This window comes from Pseudomonas sp. GX19020, assembly GCF_023371075.1.
GTDB lineage: Bacteria > Pseudomonadota > Alphaproteobacteria > Rhodobacterales > Rhodobacteraceae > Pseudogemmobacter.
In genome coordinates, this window is the sequence record NZ_JAMCCR010000002.1 from 360,143 (window position 1) to 374,729 (window position 14,587).

The window sequence follows — 14,587 nt, forward strand, 5'->3', positions numbered from 1 at the left end:
ACCGGAAATGGAAGCCCGCACCAGCAAGGCAGGCCAGGCAGAGCGATTTCGCTCTGCCGCTGCCCCCCTCATATCCGGCGCTCTGATCCTGGCGCTTGCGGGCTGCTTTGGCGGCCCCCAGGCAACCAGGTCCTCTGCATCGCCGGGCGATCCGGCAGCCGCCGGAGAAACCGCTGCCCATCTCGACAGCAAGGGCGAGGTTGTGTCGGAAAAGATCGACCAGCTGAAGCTCAGACAGTCGATCCTGCCCGCCAATAGCAGCTTTGGCCGGGTCGGGGCTGCGGTCCTGAAAAGCAGTCAGGCTTCGGCTGAATCCCAGCTGCGCGTCAAACGCCTGACCGCGCGGGCAAGATCGAAGAACTGGTTGCCGAAACTGGGGCCGGATGTCAGCCTCAGCTCGCTGTCGTCGATTGCGGCCAGCCTTGTTCTGGATACCGCGATCTTTGACCGCGGCCGACGCCAGGCCGAACGGGATTTCGCAGCGGCCGATGTCGAGATGGCAGCGATTGGCCTTGTCCAGGACCTGAACAAAAAGGTCTATGACGGGCTGAAACTGTATATCGAGGCACAGCGCGCCGCCGATCTTGCGCAGATCACTGATGGCGCCCTGACGCAGATGACGGAGTTCGAACGCATCACGAAGATCCGCGTCAGCGGCGGGCTGTCGGACGGGTCGGAATACCGGCTTGTCAGCCAGCGCCGCGCCGAGATCGAGGCGACGCTGATGTCTTACCGGCAGGGCGAGAAAAGCGCCTGGGCCGAGCTTGCGGTCATTGCCGGTCAATCGATGGAGGCCGAGCGGGGGCTGACCTCGCTGCCGCCGGACAATGGCACGCCTGAACCTTTGACTGTGGTCTATGCCAAAGGCGAAGCCGCGCGCACCCTGGCCGAGGTCGCCGTTGCGAAATCCGGGCTGCTCGCGGGGATCGGGGCAGGGGCTTCGGTCGGTAAGGATGGCGGCATTGACGGCGGGTTGTCGTTGAGCGGTGACATTCTCGGCTTTGGTCGTGCCGACAATCTGGCCTCGCTGGACGAAGCGGTCGAAGTGACGCGGCGCAAGGTTGACGAGGCCGACCGCGAGGCAAATCGCAAGATCGTCTCGCTGACCCAGGAGATCAACATGCTGGCGCTGCGCGAGCAGGCCGATGGTCAGGTGATCGCCCAGATGGAGGGCAATATGGGTCTTTATACCGAACAGTATAAAGCCGGTCGTCGCAGCCTGATCGAGCTGACCGGCCAGTTCGAGACCCTGACCTCAATGAAGCGGGACCACGCTTCGCTGAAATACCAGATCGCGCTCGCGCGGCTGGATATCGCGCTGATGCGCGGAGTTCTGGTGGATGGAGGCGCAATGTGACCGATAATCGGGTGATCGCTTTCGAAATGAATGCGGGTCAGGTGGCAGCGGGCGCCCGCCCGGTCATCGCCGCCAGACCGGCAAGCCAGCGCTTTACCAACCGGGCAAAGAACCGCGCCACGCTGGCCTCGGTCTATGCCGGGCTGATCGGGTCCGAACTTTCGGTGCCCGATCTGCTGGAGCGGATCCAGAGCGCCGCCGATGCCTCGGGCGCGGCGCCGGGGCTGGATGAGATGGCGCAGGCCCTGACGCAGGGCGGTCTTTCGACCCGCATCCTGCGCTCGGTCCAGCTGCCGCCCGATGGCTATCCTGCGTTGGCCGAGACCACCAATGGTCAGGTCGTGCTGGTGCTGGGGGTCGATGGCGAAGGCGCCACGATCTATGACAAGACCGCGCATGACAACCGCGCCGAACTGCTTCTTTCCGACCTGAACAGTCTCTATGCAGGCCGAATCCTGCAGGCGCGCGCACCGCTGAGCGAGCTGGAAGCCCGCCATATCGAGGTCAAGGCCAGGCCGCATTGGTTCTGGGGCGAGTTCCGCCATTTCCGCCGCCCCTTTGGCGAAGTTTCGGCCGCCTCGCTGGTGGCCAATATCCTCGCCGTCGCGATCTCGCTGTTCTCGATGCAGATCTATGACCGCGTCATCCCCTATCAGTCGCAGCCGACACTCTGGGTGCTGGGGATCGGTGTATTGCTGGCGGTCTGCCTTGAGGCGACGCTGAAAATCGCCCGGGCGCTTTTGATGGACAATACCGGCCGCAAGGTCGAAATCGCCGTGCAAAAGCGGCTGATGAAAAAGCTCCTGGGCATGAAAATGGGCCCCGGAGAGCGTAAACCGTCGGAAGTCTTTGCCGCGATGCGGGAATTCGGTTCGGTGCGCGAGTTCTTCACCTCGGCCACGGTCGGCACGATGGCCGATCTCCCCTTCCTGCTGCTTTTCCTCGCGCTGATTGCGACCATTGCCGGCAACCTGGTCTGGCTGGTGGTCATCGGGGGCATCATTATGGTGCTGCCTGGTTTCCTGATGCGCAAAAAGATGGTGCGGCTGGCCGGCGAGACCCAGGGCGCATCGATCAAGCAGGCGAAACTGCTTTACGAGGCGGTGTTCGAGCATGAAACTCTGACCACGCAGCGCGGAGAAGACCGGGTCAACCGGATCTGGTCAGAGCTGGTGGCCGTCAACGCGGTGCAAAGCGCCGAACAGCGCAAGCTGACGACCTTTCTGTCCACCTGGTCGCAGGCGGTGCAGCAGATCACCTATGTCGCGACCGTGATCGCCGGCACCTACCTGGTCTTTTCCGGCCAGTTCACCGTCGGCACCATCATCGCGACCGGTATCCTGACCGGCCGCACCCTTGGCCCGCTGTCGCAGATCTCGACCATGATGGCGCGCTGGAGCCAGGTGAAAATCTCGCTGAAAGCGCTGGAACAGGTCGCAGAATCGCGTCAGGCCGAAGAAGAGGGCCGCCGCTATCTCCGCCGCGACCGTATGGCCGGCAGTTTTGAACTCAGAAACCTAGAATTCCGCTATGACGAGCAAAGCGCGCCGGTGGTGGAAATCAACGGTGTTGCCATCCCACAGGGGCAGCATGTCGCGGTTCTGGGCTCGAACGGCTCGGGAAAATCGACGCTATTGCGGCTTTTGGCCGGGCTTTATGAACCGGGCAAGGGGCGGGTGCTGGTGGATGGGATCGACCTGAACCAGATCCATCCGCGCGACCTGCGCCGCGGCATCGGCTATCTGGGCCAGGAGGTGCGGCTGATCCAGGGCACCATCCGCGACAATCTCAACATGAACCAGCTGGAACGCGATGACGACCGGCTGCTGCAGGCGCTGGATTTCGCAGGTCTCGGGCCGTTTGTCCGGAACCATCCGCGCGGCCTGGATCTTGAGGTCCGCGAGCTGGGCGAGGGGCTTTCGGTGGGGCAACGCCAGTCGATCGGCTGGGCGCGGCTCTGGCTCCAGGATCCGCAGATCGTGCTGCTGGACGAGCCGACCGCCGCGCTGGATCAGACACTGGAAACCACGCTGGTCAGCCGGCTGGGCGGCTGGCTCAAGGGCCGCACGGCGGTGGTCGCAACCCACCGTGTACCGATCCTGCAACTGACCGAACGCACGCTGATCCTGCAAAACGGCAAGCTGGCGGTGGACGGGCCGAAAGAAGCGGTGCTGGCGCATCTGGCGAAAGCCCAGGGCGTGAAACTGGCAGGAGCGGGCGCATGACGGCGGTTTGGTCTGACGAATTCGAGAGCCGTTCGAAAAGCCCGTCAATGGTGATCTGGGCCATCGGGGCGGTGATCGCGGTCTTTGTCATCTGGTCGGCCTTTGCCTGGCTGGATGAAATTGTCAGCGCCGAGGGGACGGTCGTGTCTTCGTCGCGGCCGCAGATCATCCAGAACCTCGAAGGCGGCATTCTGGCCGAGCTGAACGTTGCCGAAGGCGATGTGGTCGAACCGGGCGACGTGCTTGGCCGGTTGCAATCGACGCAATATCACGCGGCGGTGGATGATTACACCGATCAGCTGGCGGGTCTGTCGATCCGCCGCGCCCGGATCGAGGCCGAGATGCGCGGTGAAATCACCTTTACCGTGCCCGAAGGCCTCGCGGCGCGGGTGCCCGATATTCTGGCCTCGGAAACCTCGCTGCTGAAGGCGCGGATCGATGATTTCACCGCCCGCAAGGAAGGTGCCGAGGCGATCCTTGAACAGGCGAAACGCGAACTGGATATCATGGAACGGATGCTGGCCCAGGAGGTCGCGCCCGCCATCGAGGTGACGCGGGCCAAGAAGGCGCATCGCGATGCCGAGAACCAGCTGTCTGACACCGTGACCAAGACGGAACTGGAACGCGCCCGGGAATATGCCGATACCCTGGCCGAAGTGGCGACGCTGGAGCAGAAGCTGAAAGTGGCGCAGGATCAGCTGGGTCGCACCACTCTGGTTTCGCCCATGCGAGGTGTTGTGAACAAAATCGGTATCACCACTATTGGTGGTGTTGTGCGCCCGGGTGAAGAGATCCTGCAGATCATCCCGCTGGATGAAGAACTGTATATCGATGCAAAGGTAAAACCGCGCGACATCGCCTCGGTGCGCGAGGGGCAGACGGCGGTGATCAAGCTCTCGGCCTATGATTACACGATCTATGGCTCGCTGAAGGGCGAGGTCACCTTTGTCTCGGCCGACACTTTCATCGACGAACGGTCACGATCGGCAGATGGTGACCCGCATTACATCGTGACGCTGAAAGTCGATATGGCGCAGCTGACCGAGCGGCAGAAAGATCTCGAGATCCGCCCCGGGATGCAGGCCAGTGTCGAGCTGGAAACCGGAGCGAAGACGGTGATGACCTATCTGCTGAAGCCGCTTTACAAATCCAACGAGGCCCTGCGCGAGCGCTGAGGCCCCGGCAATGTGACTGGCCCGCGCCCTGATATCCGGCGCGGGCTTTTTCGTCTCTAACGCAGCGCTTTTGGCGGGTTTTGCGGCACGCCGGGCAGCACGCAGAGCATCTCGTAAAGCAGGTTCGCCCCGATCAGCGCGGTATTGCCGGAGGGGTCATAGGGCGGCGAGACCTCGACCAGATCACCGCCGACGAGGTTCAGCCCGGCGCAGCCGCGCACGATCTCCAGCCCCTGCCAGATCGTGAGCCCGCCCGGCTCTACCGTGCCGGTGCCTGGCGCGAAAGCGGGGTCGAGGCTGTCGATGTCGTAAGACAGGTAAACCGGCGTATCGCCGATCTGCGCCCGGATCTCTGCCATCAGCGGTTTCAGCGATTTGTGCCAGCATTCCTCGGCCTGGATCACCGTCCAGCCATTCTTGCGGCCCCAGTCGAAATCGTCGGGACTATAGCCGGTGCCGCGCAGCCCAATCTGGAAGACCTTGTCATTTTTCAGACAGCCATCCTCAAACGCGCGGCGGAACGGGCAGCCATGTGCGACCTTTTCGCCGAACATCGTGTCGTTGATATCGGCATGGGCATCGACATGGATCAGCGCCACCGCCCCGTGTTTCTTGCGGATCGCGCGCAGGATCGGCCAGGTCAGCGTGTGATCGCCCCCCATCGTCAGCGGCAGCGCACCGGCGGCGAGGATCTGATCGTAATGCGCCTCGATAATGCCGACGGATTTCTTCAGATCAAAGGTGTTGATCGGCACATCCCCGATATCGGCGCATTGCAGATGGTCAAAGGGTGCGGCGCCGGTTGCCATGTTAAAGGGCCTGAGCATCCGGCTTTCATCGCGGATCTGCCGTGGCCCCAGCCTTGTGCCGGGCCGGTTCGATGTGCCGATATCCATCGGAATGCCGCAAAATGCGACATCCAGCCCCTCGGCGGATGGCGCTGCGGGCAAGCGCATGAAGGTGACGGGCCCGCCGAAGCGCGGCATTTCATTGCCGCCGAGCGGTTGGTTGAACGTCATCTCTGACCTCCTTGTTTTCCGGGAAGAGGCCACAGCTGCGCCGGCCAGGCAAGGGCTGCTTTCATTATGTGTAACTTCGGACAAGGGCGGCGGCGAGCAGGCTCCAGCCATCCGCCACCACGAAGAAGGCCAGTTTGAAGGGCAGTGAGACCACGGCCGGGGGCACCATCATCATCCCCATCGACATCAGGATCGCCGCTACCACGAGATCGATGATCAGGAAGGGCAGGAAGATCAGGAAGCCGATCTCAAAAGCGCGCTGGATTTCCGACAGCAGGAACGAGGGAACCAGGACCGAAAGCGGCGCCTCGGTGATCGCGGTAGGCGCGCGCGGGCGCAATGCGTCGAGGCGGGCGAATGTCTCGGGGTCCATCCGCGCCGCCATGAAGTGACGGAAGGGGGCCGATGCCCCGGCAAAGGCGGTGGGAAGGTCGATTTCATTGCGCGTGAAGGGGCCGATGCCGCGCGCCCAGGCCTCGGTAAAGACCGGATCCATCACGAACCAGGTCAGGAACATTGCAAGCGTGATGATCAGCATATTGGGCGGGGCCTGTTGAAGCCCGAGGCCCTGGCGCAGGATCGACAGCACCGTCACGATGAAGGGAAAGCAGGTCACCATGATTGCCAGGCCCGGCAGGACCGACAACACGGTGATCATCAGCAAAAGCTGCACCGAACGCGAGGCCAGAGTTTCTTCGCCGCCCAGATCCAGGGTGATCGCCTGCGCCAGCACCGGCGGGGCCGAGAGCAGGCAAACCACCAGCACGGCAGTGATCAGGGTCACACATTTCCAGGCAGGGACTGGGAAAAATGCGCTCACAATCCGCTCTTGAGATTGGCGACCTCTGTCAGGCGGACGGCAAGCTGCCCGGCCTTGTCGCCTTCCAGCTCGGTCAGCTCGCCCCGTGCGATCAGCCGGTCACCGACATAAAGCTCGACCGGATCATCCACGCGGCGATCCAGTGGCAGGACGGTATCCTTGCCCAGGCGCAGCAGCTCCTGCACCCTAGGGCGGGCGCGGCCCACCGAAATGGTGATCTCGATCGGGACCTGGGCAAAGGGGCTGGAACTTGCGGGTTCATCCATCGGGGGTCTCCTGCGACAGGGTGAAAAAGTCCTGAACGGATCTGATAATGCTCTCGGTGACACGGTTCAGATTGATGCTGACTTCCCTCGCTCCGAGGCGAAGGAATACCTGGGTCTCGCCGAGGCCCGGATCTTCGGAAATCTCGAAAAGCAGGCCCGGCCTGCGCGAAAGAAGCGCCTCAACCTGAGCGCGGGCGGCCGGGTGAAGGATCAGATTTGCCGGTTGTCCGGCAGTTTCGGCCAGCATCGGCATCAGGTGTCCGACGAGGATCGGGCCGAGCGTCTCGCGTGCCAGATCCGGCAGCAGCCGGTTGACGATCTCTTGCAGCAGGGGCTCCATCGCGCCGAGGATATGTGCCCGTGCCTCTTGCCAGGTGAAGGCAAGTGTCATGAGGTTGCGCTCCAGCTCGGCCCTGACCCGGTCACCATTCTGCAAATGGGCGGCCTCTGAATCGTCCCAGCCGGCGCGGTACCCCTGCTCCCAGGCTGCGGCACGGTTTTCTTCGACCGAAGCGGTGTCGGTGACGACCACGTCCCGCCCCGGACTGCGCCCGGCCCCGAAGACCTCAAGCTGCGGCAGGGGCATCAGGTTCGCTCCTCATCCGGACCAAGCCAGCCACGCAGGATCTCGATCGATTCCGCCTGACGTTCGCGGATCAGCCGCTGCAGCCGCTCCACCGGGTCTTCCTGCAAGACGTCAGAGCCGCTGAAATCCACCATCGGAAGGTCTGGCAGGCTGAATCCATTGTCTATTTCCCCGTTCAGTGGTGCGTCAGCGGCGCCGGCCAGATCCATCCCGGGCAATTGCAGCGGCAAAGGCGGGGACGGCAACGCCGCTGCGCGGCCGGAGGCGAGGATCGGACGCAGCACGAAAAGCATGAGGATCAGGGCGACGATGGTAAGCGCGGCAACCTGGATCAGGAACATCGTATCCAGCGGGCCAAAACGCGCGAGGAAACCAGAGGAAGCCTCGGTGCCCTCGGTCACAAGAGGCTGAAATTCAAGAGATTTGAGCGTAAGGCTGTCGCCGCGCGCCGTGTCGATTCCCGCAGCCGCAGTCACCAGATCATGGAGCGCAGAGAGTTCGCTTTCACTGCGGGGGACCCAGCTTTGGGTCCCGTCGGCTGCGGTCACGATCTGGCCATCAATCAGCACAGCCACGGTCATCCGGCGAATGCCACCCGGCCCACGCAACACTTCGCGCTGCGTCTCGGAGATCTCGTAATTCACCCTTTCACGGGTCTCATTCGTCTGTGACTGGCCAGCGGCGCCAGCGCCCGTATCCCCTTCGGGCAGGTTGGACGCGACGGTGACATCTCCGCCAGGTTCGCTGTTCTGACTGCTTTTTTCTTCGGTATCGGTTGAAATGGCGACCCGACCCTCCGGATCGAACCGCCTTTCCGTGATCTGTTCACGCTCCGTCTGCAGGTCCAGCGAGACCTCGACGACGGCTTTCCCGGGGCCGACCCGGGCGGCAAGCAGCCTCTCGACGCTTTGGCGGATCTCATTCGCGCGATCACTGGCGGAACCGCTGATCCCGTCTTCGGCGGGCGACACCAGCCCGCCAGTGGTGTCGATCACCTGGACATCAGCCGGCGTCATCCCGCTGACCGCCGAAGCGACCAGATGTTTCAGGGACCGCGCCTGATCATCCGATATGCGCCCCGAGGCGGTTGTCACCGTGACGCTTGCCGTTGGCGTTGCCGCGCGCCGGAATGGGTCTGACGGACCCTGAGATATATGGACCCGCGCTGCCCGCACATCCGGAACCGCCAGGATTGTTCGGGCGAGTTCGCCTTCTTTTGCCCGCCAATAGGCGGCATCGAACATCTGCGCGGTGGTGCCGAAGCCCGAAAGCGTATCCAGCAATTCATATCCGGCGCCGCCGGCCGTGGGCAGTCCCTCACCGGCCAGCGACATCCGCAGCGAGTCGCGACTGGCGGAATCGACCCAGATCGAATCGCCCCGCACTTCGTAAGGGACGCCGCGCTGGTCCAGCGCTGTGACCACTTCGCCCGCCGCCCGCCCATCCAGCCCGGCGTAAAGCAGAACCGATGGCCCGCCGCCCGAGAGGCGTGAAAGGGCCAGAACCGCAAGAAATACTGCGATTGTCGCGCCCGCAAGGATGAGCTTGCGCCGCAATTCCAGCGCGTTCCAGATCGAGATCACGTTCTGCACTTTTCTCTCCGCCGGAATTCTTTCCTGACGGGACCAGAAATGAAGGGTCTGGATTAACAATCGGTTAGTGCCCTTCGATCTATCTTCGTTCTCAAGACGAAACGGAGGCGCGCGTGTCGGATACTGCAATTCCTGAAGAGGCTGCCGCGGAGGGGGCCGGAAAAAAGCGCGCGAAGCTGCCGCTGCTGATTGGCCTTTTATTGGCGGCCGGCGCGGGTGGCGCGGGGTTCTATGTCATGAAATCGGGCCTTTTGCTGGGCGCGGGGCACGATGCTCTGGCCGGGTCGCAGGTGCAGGGGCTCTCGGATATCGCCTATGTTCCGGTGGATCAGATCCTGATTTCGCTGCCCCCCGGGGCGCCCGGGCGGCATTTGCGATTCGCGGCCCAGATCGAGGTGGCAAAGCCCCATGCGGCCGAGGTCACATTGCTGATGCCGCGCGTGCTTGATGTCCTGAACAGCTATCTGCGCGCCGTCGATCCTGCTGGTTTTGATGATCCTGGCGCGATGACGCGGCTTCGGGCGCAAATGCTGCGCCGTATCCAGATTGTCACCGGCGAAGGCAGGGTGCGCGATCTTCTGATCACCGAATTTGTCATGAACTGAGGGGCTTAAATGACCTTGATCGCCGATATTCTGCTGCTGGCCGCGACCCTGGGCGCAGCAGTCTACTGCTATGTTCTGGCGGGCCGCCTGCGGCGCTTTACTGCGCTGGAAACCGGGATGGGGGGGGCGATTGCCGTGCTCTCGGGCCAGGTTGATGAAATGACGCGCGCGCTGGAAAAGGCGCAGCAGGTGGCTGGTCAGTCCGGCCAGCGTCTTGCGGCCCTGACCAGCCGCGCGGAGGATCTCTCGACCAGGCTCGAGCTTATGGTGGCCGCGATGCATGATATCCCGGCAGCTTCGCCTGGCGGCCTTGCGTTGCAGCCATATGCCATGGCCAGGACACCAGAGGATAGCGAGGATCTGCGTCGCGTGCGGCTGGTGCGTCGACGCGGCAGCGTGATGGAAGCCGCCGAATGAACCGTCGCACCGGGCGCGGTACGTTGGTTCTGATCGCCTTTCTGTTCGCGGCATCCGGGGCGGTGAGGTTTGGCGATGGCCTTGGATCTTCGCTTGCCTGGGCGGCGGGCGCCGATCCGGTGCCGGAAACCGTGGTTGCCGAAGACTGCGGTCCGCTGCCGCAGGAGCTTGCCGCCGCCCTCTCGGCGCGGGAGGCCAGGGTGACCGCTCAGGAAGCTGCGCTGGCGGATCGCGCAGCGGCTCTGGATCTCGCGAGTGAGGTCCTCGACGGCAGAATGGAAGCTCTTCGCCAGACGGAGACGGAACTGCGTGCGACCCTCGCACTCGCGGATGGTGCGGCAGAGGCGGATCTTGCGCGGCTGACCACCGTCTACGAATCGATGAAGCCAAAAGATGCAGCCCTTCTTTTCACGGCGATGGAGTCGCAATTTGCCGCCGGGTTTCTGGGGCGGATGCGCCCCGATGCCGCAGCCGCGATCCTGACCGGCATGGCACCGGACAAAGCCTATGCGGTCAGTGCCATTCTCGCGGGCAGGAATGCGGCTGCGCCGCGCGAATAGCTGCGGATCGTCTGGCTGACGGGCGGCAAGCCTGGCGTTTTTTTAACGCCTTCCCTCCAGGCTGGCGTGAACCAAGGCAGGAATATTTCCCATGATCGGTCTGATCGGCATTGCAGTGATCTTTATCATGGTCTTCGGCGGCTATGCTGCGGCTGGCGGTAAACTCGGGATCATTCTGAAAGCCCTGCCGTTCGAGCTGGCCATGATTGGTGGTGCGGCCGTCGGGGCCTTCCTGATATCGAATGGAATGTCCGGTGTGAAACAGGCCATGCGGGATATTGGCAAGGTCTTCAAAGGCCCCAGGTGGAAGCCGGAAGATTACCGCGATCTGCTCTGCCTGTTGTTCGAGCTGGTGCGGCTGGCCAGGGCGAACCCTGTCGCCCTGGAGGAACATGTAGAGAATCCCGGTGCTTCGACCATCTTTGGCAAATATCCCCGCATTCAGGCGGATCATGACGCCGTTGATCTGATCTGTGACACGTTGCGTGCGGCCTCGATGAACTACGATGACCCCCATCAGGTGGAGGAAGTTCTCGACAAACGCATGGACGTGCAGATGACCCATGCACTGCATTCCAGTCATGCGATGCAGAACATGGCTGATGGCTTGCCTGCGCTCGGGATTGTCGCGGCGGTTCTTGGGGTAATCAAGACAATGTCCTCAATTGATCAGCCGCCCGAAATACTTGGCAAAATGATCGGTGGCGCATTGGTGGGCACCTTTCTCGGCGTGTTCCTTGCCTATGGGCTCATGGGGCCCTTCGCCGCGCGTGTCCGGTCGGTGATCGAGGAAGATGGCCACTTCTACAATCTGATACGTGAGGTTCTGATCGCGAACCTGCATCGCCATCCGGCGAATATCTGTATCGAGGTCGGACGCCAGAACACGCCGCATCACATGCGTCCGGAATTTGGCGATCTTGAAGAAGCGCTGCGTGCTCTTAAGCAAGAGGCAGCATGATGCACGCGTTCCGGAGTGCGGCTGTGGTCCTCGCTATCCTGCTGCCATCTGCTTCTCAGGCCGAAATTGCCCGGATTCGTGGTGGTGAACATGAAGAATTTACGCGGATTGTGATCGAAACCTCGTCGCTCGGCCATTGGAAACTTGGCAAGGAGGAGGGGGGCTATGCCTTCAGGGCTGAAGATCAGCCTGACGGTTATGATCTGAGCAAAGCCTTCGACAAAATCCCGAAATCCCGCATCCGGTCTCTTTCGCAGGACAAGGGCTCCGGGGCGCTTCGGATCGATATCGGCTGCACCTGCCACGCAATCGCTTTCGAGGTCAGGCCGGGCATCATTGCGATAGATGTCAGAAACGGACCCGCGCCCCCCGGATCTGAATTCGAGCGCCCCTTTGAGGCAGGTGACCCCGCCGGAGGAAACCAGCCGTCGCAAGACCCGGCAGCCCCGATTAATGCCGCGCCGATTATCAAACCGCCGAAAGCGTCTTTGGCGTCAGGCGTGGAGCAGAAACCCACCTACAACTGGCTTGAAATAGCAGGTTTCGGTCTGCCATCCGAGCCTTCAGTCAGCGATGAAGAAGCCAGCGATGACATGCGTTTTCTGCTGGCTCCATTGCGCGATGCGCTCTTGCGGCAGATCAGTCTTGGCATTGTCGAAGGGGTAGTCGTGCCCGGTGCTCTCACGGAATTGCCGGCACCGGCGAAATCCCCCCTGGCCGAAACACCCGGCGTGCGGATTGCGAATGGCGAGATGCCGGGAATTCGCGCCGGAACCGACAGGTCCCCGGGGCCAAATCTGACGGCTGACGGCAAACCCTGTCTTCCCGATCGCATGACAGATATTGGGGCATGGCTACCGGACCAGGCGCCGCTTGCCGCGTTGAGCAATCTGCGGACGAACCTCCTGACAGAGTTCGACCAGCCAGTGGTCGAAAATGTGCTCGAGGCGGCCCGGGTTAATATTGCCCTCGGCTTCGGTGCGGAGGCGAGGCAAATTCTCACACTGCTGCCAGTAGAAGAGGCGGCTCAACAGGCCGCACTTTACGATCTCAGCTACCTCGTGGATCTGGAACCCGGGCATCGCGGGGCCTTTTCGGGAATGGAAAGCTGCGATTCCTATGCTGCCCTGTGGGCAATTCTTGCGCTTGCGACGGAAGGATCTGAGCGAAGTGCAACTGCGCCGAATACGGCCGCAGTTACCCGCAGTTTCTCGGCACTTTCTCAGGATCTGCGCCGCCACTTCGCTCCTGCTCTGGTCAGCTATTTCATGGCGGGAGGCGACGAAACCACGGCACGCCGATTGCGGGATGCTGTTCTGCGCATGCCCGGGCCGACTGGTCAGCAGGTCCGGTTAATGGATGCCGGAATCGAACTCGCAACCGGCAATGCCGACGCGGCCGCGGATATTGCGGAAGAAGTGCTCTCCGATCCGGGAGTTTCGGCTGCGGAGGCGGCAATTTTGCGTGCGGAATCCGCTTTCCGGGGGGATCGCCTGCTTCCGCCGGATCTGGCGGCGCAGCTCGCTGCATTGACAGCAGAGCTGCGAGGGACAGACAGTTATTCACGCATCCGGCGGGCCGAAGTTCTTACTCTTGCCATGACAGGCAATTTTCGGGCTGCGTTCGATCTCCTGCCGGAAGCCCCCGATACCGACGGAGACCTGTGGGACCTCGCCTCGGTCGCGGCGCCGGATGAGATATTGTTGACAGAGGCGCTGAAGGTTTCTGTTCCTCCTCGCGGAAAAAGAGAAGTTAACAGACAGGTTGCGCAACGGTTGCTGCGTTTCGGCTTCGCTCAGGAAGCGCTGCATTGGCTTGGGCCTGCCGGCAGCCTGGAGGCGGAGGCCGACCGGGTGCTGGCTGCTGAGGCCGCACTTGCGATTCGCGATGCCCGGCTTACGGTTCGGATCCTTGCAGGCCTCGGCGGTGCCGAAGCGGATGCTCTGCGGGCGCGGGCCGCGATACAACTGGGAAACGCAAATGCTGCCGCTGCTATCTTTCTGGCAAGCGGCGACAAGCGCAGAGCCCTGCGGGCGGAGTTCTGGGCCGGCGACTGGAGCTACATTGCCGATCAGGATGCGGCGGGCCTCAGCCCGGCGGCGGCCATATTGCTCTCATCTCCGGCAGACGGAGCCTCCGAGGGGATTCTCGCGCGCGGCACAAGACTGGCAGGCGAAAGCGAGACTGCGCGCAAAGCCATAATCGACCTGATGCAGGCTGTTCCGGCGCAGTTTCCGTAACCCTTTGGCAACCACCAATGCGCAATAGTCGAATTGCACACTTCATCCGGAAATGATCCGGCTCCTGTGGATCAGACAGAATGTCACGATACAGCTTTTTGACTGGCCTTCCCCTGTTCATACTATGCGCATCTGGCATTCCGGCAACTGGTCAGAATGCTGACCAGGCCCGGCAATGTCTGGACGCGATTAACCGTGCGTCTCAGGTCTCCGGTGTTCCGCGTGACATATTGCTGGCAGTCGCAATGACCGAAACCGGCCGTCAGGGCGTGAACGGCGCGGAGCCCTGGCCCTGGGCGCTGAACCAGGCGGGCGACAGTAAATGGTTCGACACCCGGGTGCAGGCGCTGCAATGGCTCAACACTGTCATCGCCCGGGGCGTGACCAATATAGATATTGGCTGTTTTCAGTTAAACTGGCGCTGGCATGGTAAAGCCTTTGCATCAACTGATGCGATGATAGACCCGCAAAATAATGCCGATTACGCGGCCGGATTTCTGTCTGACCTGATGCACCAGACCGGCAGCTGGGAAAAAGCAGTTGCGGGCTTTCACTCTTTTACACCAGAACTTGCAGAGCGCTATATGATGCGCTTCAGGCCGATCCATGCATCCGTGCAGGGCCAGTCTTTAGACAGTGCTCTGATGGCCGCCGATACACCGCGCGAGAACAATTATCCCTTGTTGCAAATGGGAAATGTTCTGAGCCTGGGCTCACTCGTGACGGTTTCGGGCTCTGCGCGCCCGCTCTTTGGGTCACCGTGA

General features: G+C 62.2%; 14 protein-coding genes. 9 read left to right on the top strand and 5 right to left on the bottom strand.

Annotated elements, in window-relative coordinates; translation table 11 throughout:
• The first annotated feature begins 7 nt into the window (after positions 1–7).
• From M3484_RS06315 to M3484_RS06325, 3 genes are read left to right on the top strand one after another with little or no spacing between them, the layout of a single operon-like run.
• Positions 8–1,357: a TolC family protein gene (locus tag M3484_RS06315; RefSeq protein ID WP_249496211.1), complete on the top strand. Its 1,350-nt coding sequence runs from the start codon at positions 8–10 to the stop codon at positions 1,355–1,357.
• Complete coding sequence (locus tag M3484_RS06320; protein WP_249496212.1) at positions 1,354–3,582, top strand: ATP-binding cassette domain-containing protein; 2,229 nt, start codon at positions 1,354–1,356, stop codon at positions 3,580–3,582. Before M3484_RS06315 ends, M3484_RS06320 begins: the two co-directional genes overlap by 4 nt.
• Complete coding sequence (locus M3484_RS06325; RefSeq protein ID WP_092900255.1) at positions 3,579–4,757, top strand: beta-barrel domain-containing protein; 1,179 nt, start codon at positions 3,579–3,581, stop codon at positions 4,755–4,757. Before M3484_RS06320 ends, M3484_RS06325 begins: the two co-directional genes overlap by 4 nt.
• 56 nt (positions 4,758–4,813) lie before the next feature.
• Here M3484_RS06325 and speB read toward each other — a convergent pair whose 3' ends face one another.
• The 5 genes from speB to fliF form a co-directional block, all read right to left on the bottom strand.
• On the bottom strand, positions 4,814–5,776 hold the full coding sequence (speB, locus tag M3484_RS06330) for an agmatinase (RefSeq protein WP_249496213.1): 963 nt from the start codon (positions 5,774–5,776) through the stop codon (positions 4,814–4,816).
• 64 nt (positions 5,777–5,840) lie between these two features.
• Positions 5,841–6,596 carry a flagellar type III secretion system pore protein FliP gene (fliP, locus tag M3484_RS06335; RefSeq protein ID WP_249496214.1) on the bottom strand — a complete coding sequence of 252 codons (756 nt, stop codon included), beginning with the start codon at positions 6,594–6,596 and terminating at the stop codon, positions 5,841–5,843.
• Positions 6,593–6,862 carry a FliM/FliN family flagellar motor switch protein gene (locus M3484_RS06340; RefSeq protein ID WP_092900232.1) on the bottom strand — a complete coding sequence of 90 codons (270 nt, stop codon included), beginning with the start codon at positions 6,860–6,862 and terminating at the stop codon, positions 6,593–6,595. The genes fliP and M3484_RS06340 overlap by 4 nt, the downstream gene beginning before the upstream one ends.
• A complete protein-coding gene (locus M3484_RS06345) occupies positions 6,855–7,448 on the bottom strand; it encodes a FliH/SctL family protein (RefSeq protein ID WP_249496215.1) in 594 nt (197 codons plus the stop codon). Before M3484_RS06345 ends, M3484_RS06340 begins: the two co-directional genes overlap by 8 nt.
• Positions 7,448–9,040 carry a flagellar basal-body MS-ring/collar protein FliF gene (gene fliF, locus M3484_RS06350; RefSeq protein ID WP_249496216.1) on the bottom strand — a complete coding sequence of 531 codons (1,593 nt, stop codon included), beginning with the start codon at positions 9,038–9,040 and terminating at the stop codon, positions 7,448–7,450. Before fliF ends, M3484_RS06345 begins: the two co-directional genes overlap by 1 nt.
• 113 nt (positions 9,041–9,153) lie before the next feature.
• Here fliF and M3484_RS06355 point away from each other — a divergent pair, with 113 nt between their 5' ends.
• The 6 genes from M3484_RS06355 to M3484_RS06380 all read left to right on the top strand — a co-directional run bounded on the left by M3484_RS06355 (position 9,154) and on the right by M3484_RS06380 (position 14,587).
• Positions 9,154–9,645 (top strand): flagellar basal body-associated FliL family protein, encoded by a 492-nt coding sequence (locus M3484_RS06355; RefSeq protein ID WP_249496217.1) that lies wholly within the window; start codon positions 9,154–9,156, stop codon positions 9,643–9,645.
• Positions 9,646–9,654: 9 nt separating this feature from the next.
• Entirely contained in the window at positions 9,655–10,062 is a 408-nt protein-coding gene (locus tag M3484_RS06360; protein WP_249496218.1) for a DUF6468 domain-containing protein, read from the top strand.
• Positions 10,059–10,622: a MotE family protein gene (locus tag M3484_RS06365; RefSeq protein WP_249496219.1), complete on the top strand. Its 564-nt coding sequence runs from the start codon at positions 10,059–10,061 to the stop codon at positions 10,620–10,622. The genes M3484_RS06360 and M3484_RS06365 overlap by 4 nt, the downstream gene beginning before the upstream one ends.
• 91 nt (positions 10,623–10,713) lie before the next feature.
• Entirely contained in the window at positions 10,714–11,583 is an 870-nt protein-coding gene (gene motA / locus M3484_RS06370) for a flagellar motor stator protein MotA (RefSeq protein ID WP_249496220.1), read from the top strand.
• Between the two features lie 23 nt (positions 11,584–11,606).
• Positions 11,607–13,823: a hypothetical protein gene (locus M3484_RS06375; RefSeq protein WP_249496221.1), complete on the top strand. Its 2,217-nt coding sequence runs from the start codon at positions 11,607–11,609 to the stop codon at positions 13,821–13,823.
• Between the two features lie 80 nt (positions 13,824–13,903).
• Entirely contained in the window at positions 13,904–14,587 is a 684-nt protein-coding gene (locus tag M3484_RS06380) for a transglycosylase SLT domain-containing protein (RefSeq protein WP_249496222.1), read from the top strand.

Bases quoted from the DNA above. Each gene is read 5' to 3' on its own strand.
- M3484_RS06315 (WP_249496211.1), top strand. From the start codon at position 8: ATGGAAGCCCGCACCAGCAAGGCAGGCCAGGCAGAGCGATTTCGCTCT.
- M3484_RS06325 (WP_092900255.1), top strand. From the start codon at position 3,579: ATGACGGCGGTTTGGTCTGACGAATTCGAGAGCCGTTCGAAAAGCCCG.
- speB (WP_249496213.1), bottom strand. From the start codon at position 5,776: ATGACGTTCAACCAACCGCTCGGCGGCAATGAAATGCCGCGCTTCGGC.
- M3484_RS06340 (WP_092900232.1), bottom strand. From the start codon at position 6,862: ATGGATGAACCCGCAAGTTCCAGCCCCTTTGCCCAGGTCCCGATCGAG.
- M3484_RS06345 (WP_249496215.1), bottom strand. From the start codon at position 7,448: ATGCCCCTGCCGCAGCTTGAGGTCTTCGGGGCCGGGCGCAGTCCGGGG.
- M3484_RS06360 (WP_249496218.1), top strand. From the start codon at position 9,655: ATGACCTTGATCGCCGATATTCTGCTGCTGGCCGCGACCCTGGGCGCA.
- M3484_RS06365 (WP_249496219.1), top strand. From the start codon at position 10,059: ATGAACCGTCGCACCGGGCGCGGTACGTTGGTTCTGATCGCCTTTCTG.
- motA (WP_249496220.1), top strand. From the start codon at position 10,714: ATGATCGGTCTGATCGGCATTGCAGTGATCTTTATCATGGTCTTCGGC.
- M3484_RS06380 (WP_249496222.1), top strand. From the start codon at position 13,904: ATGTCACGATACAGCTTTTTGACTGGCCTTCCCCTGTTCATACTATGC.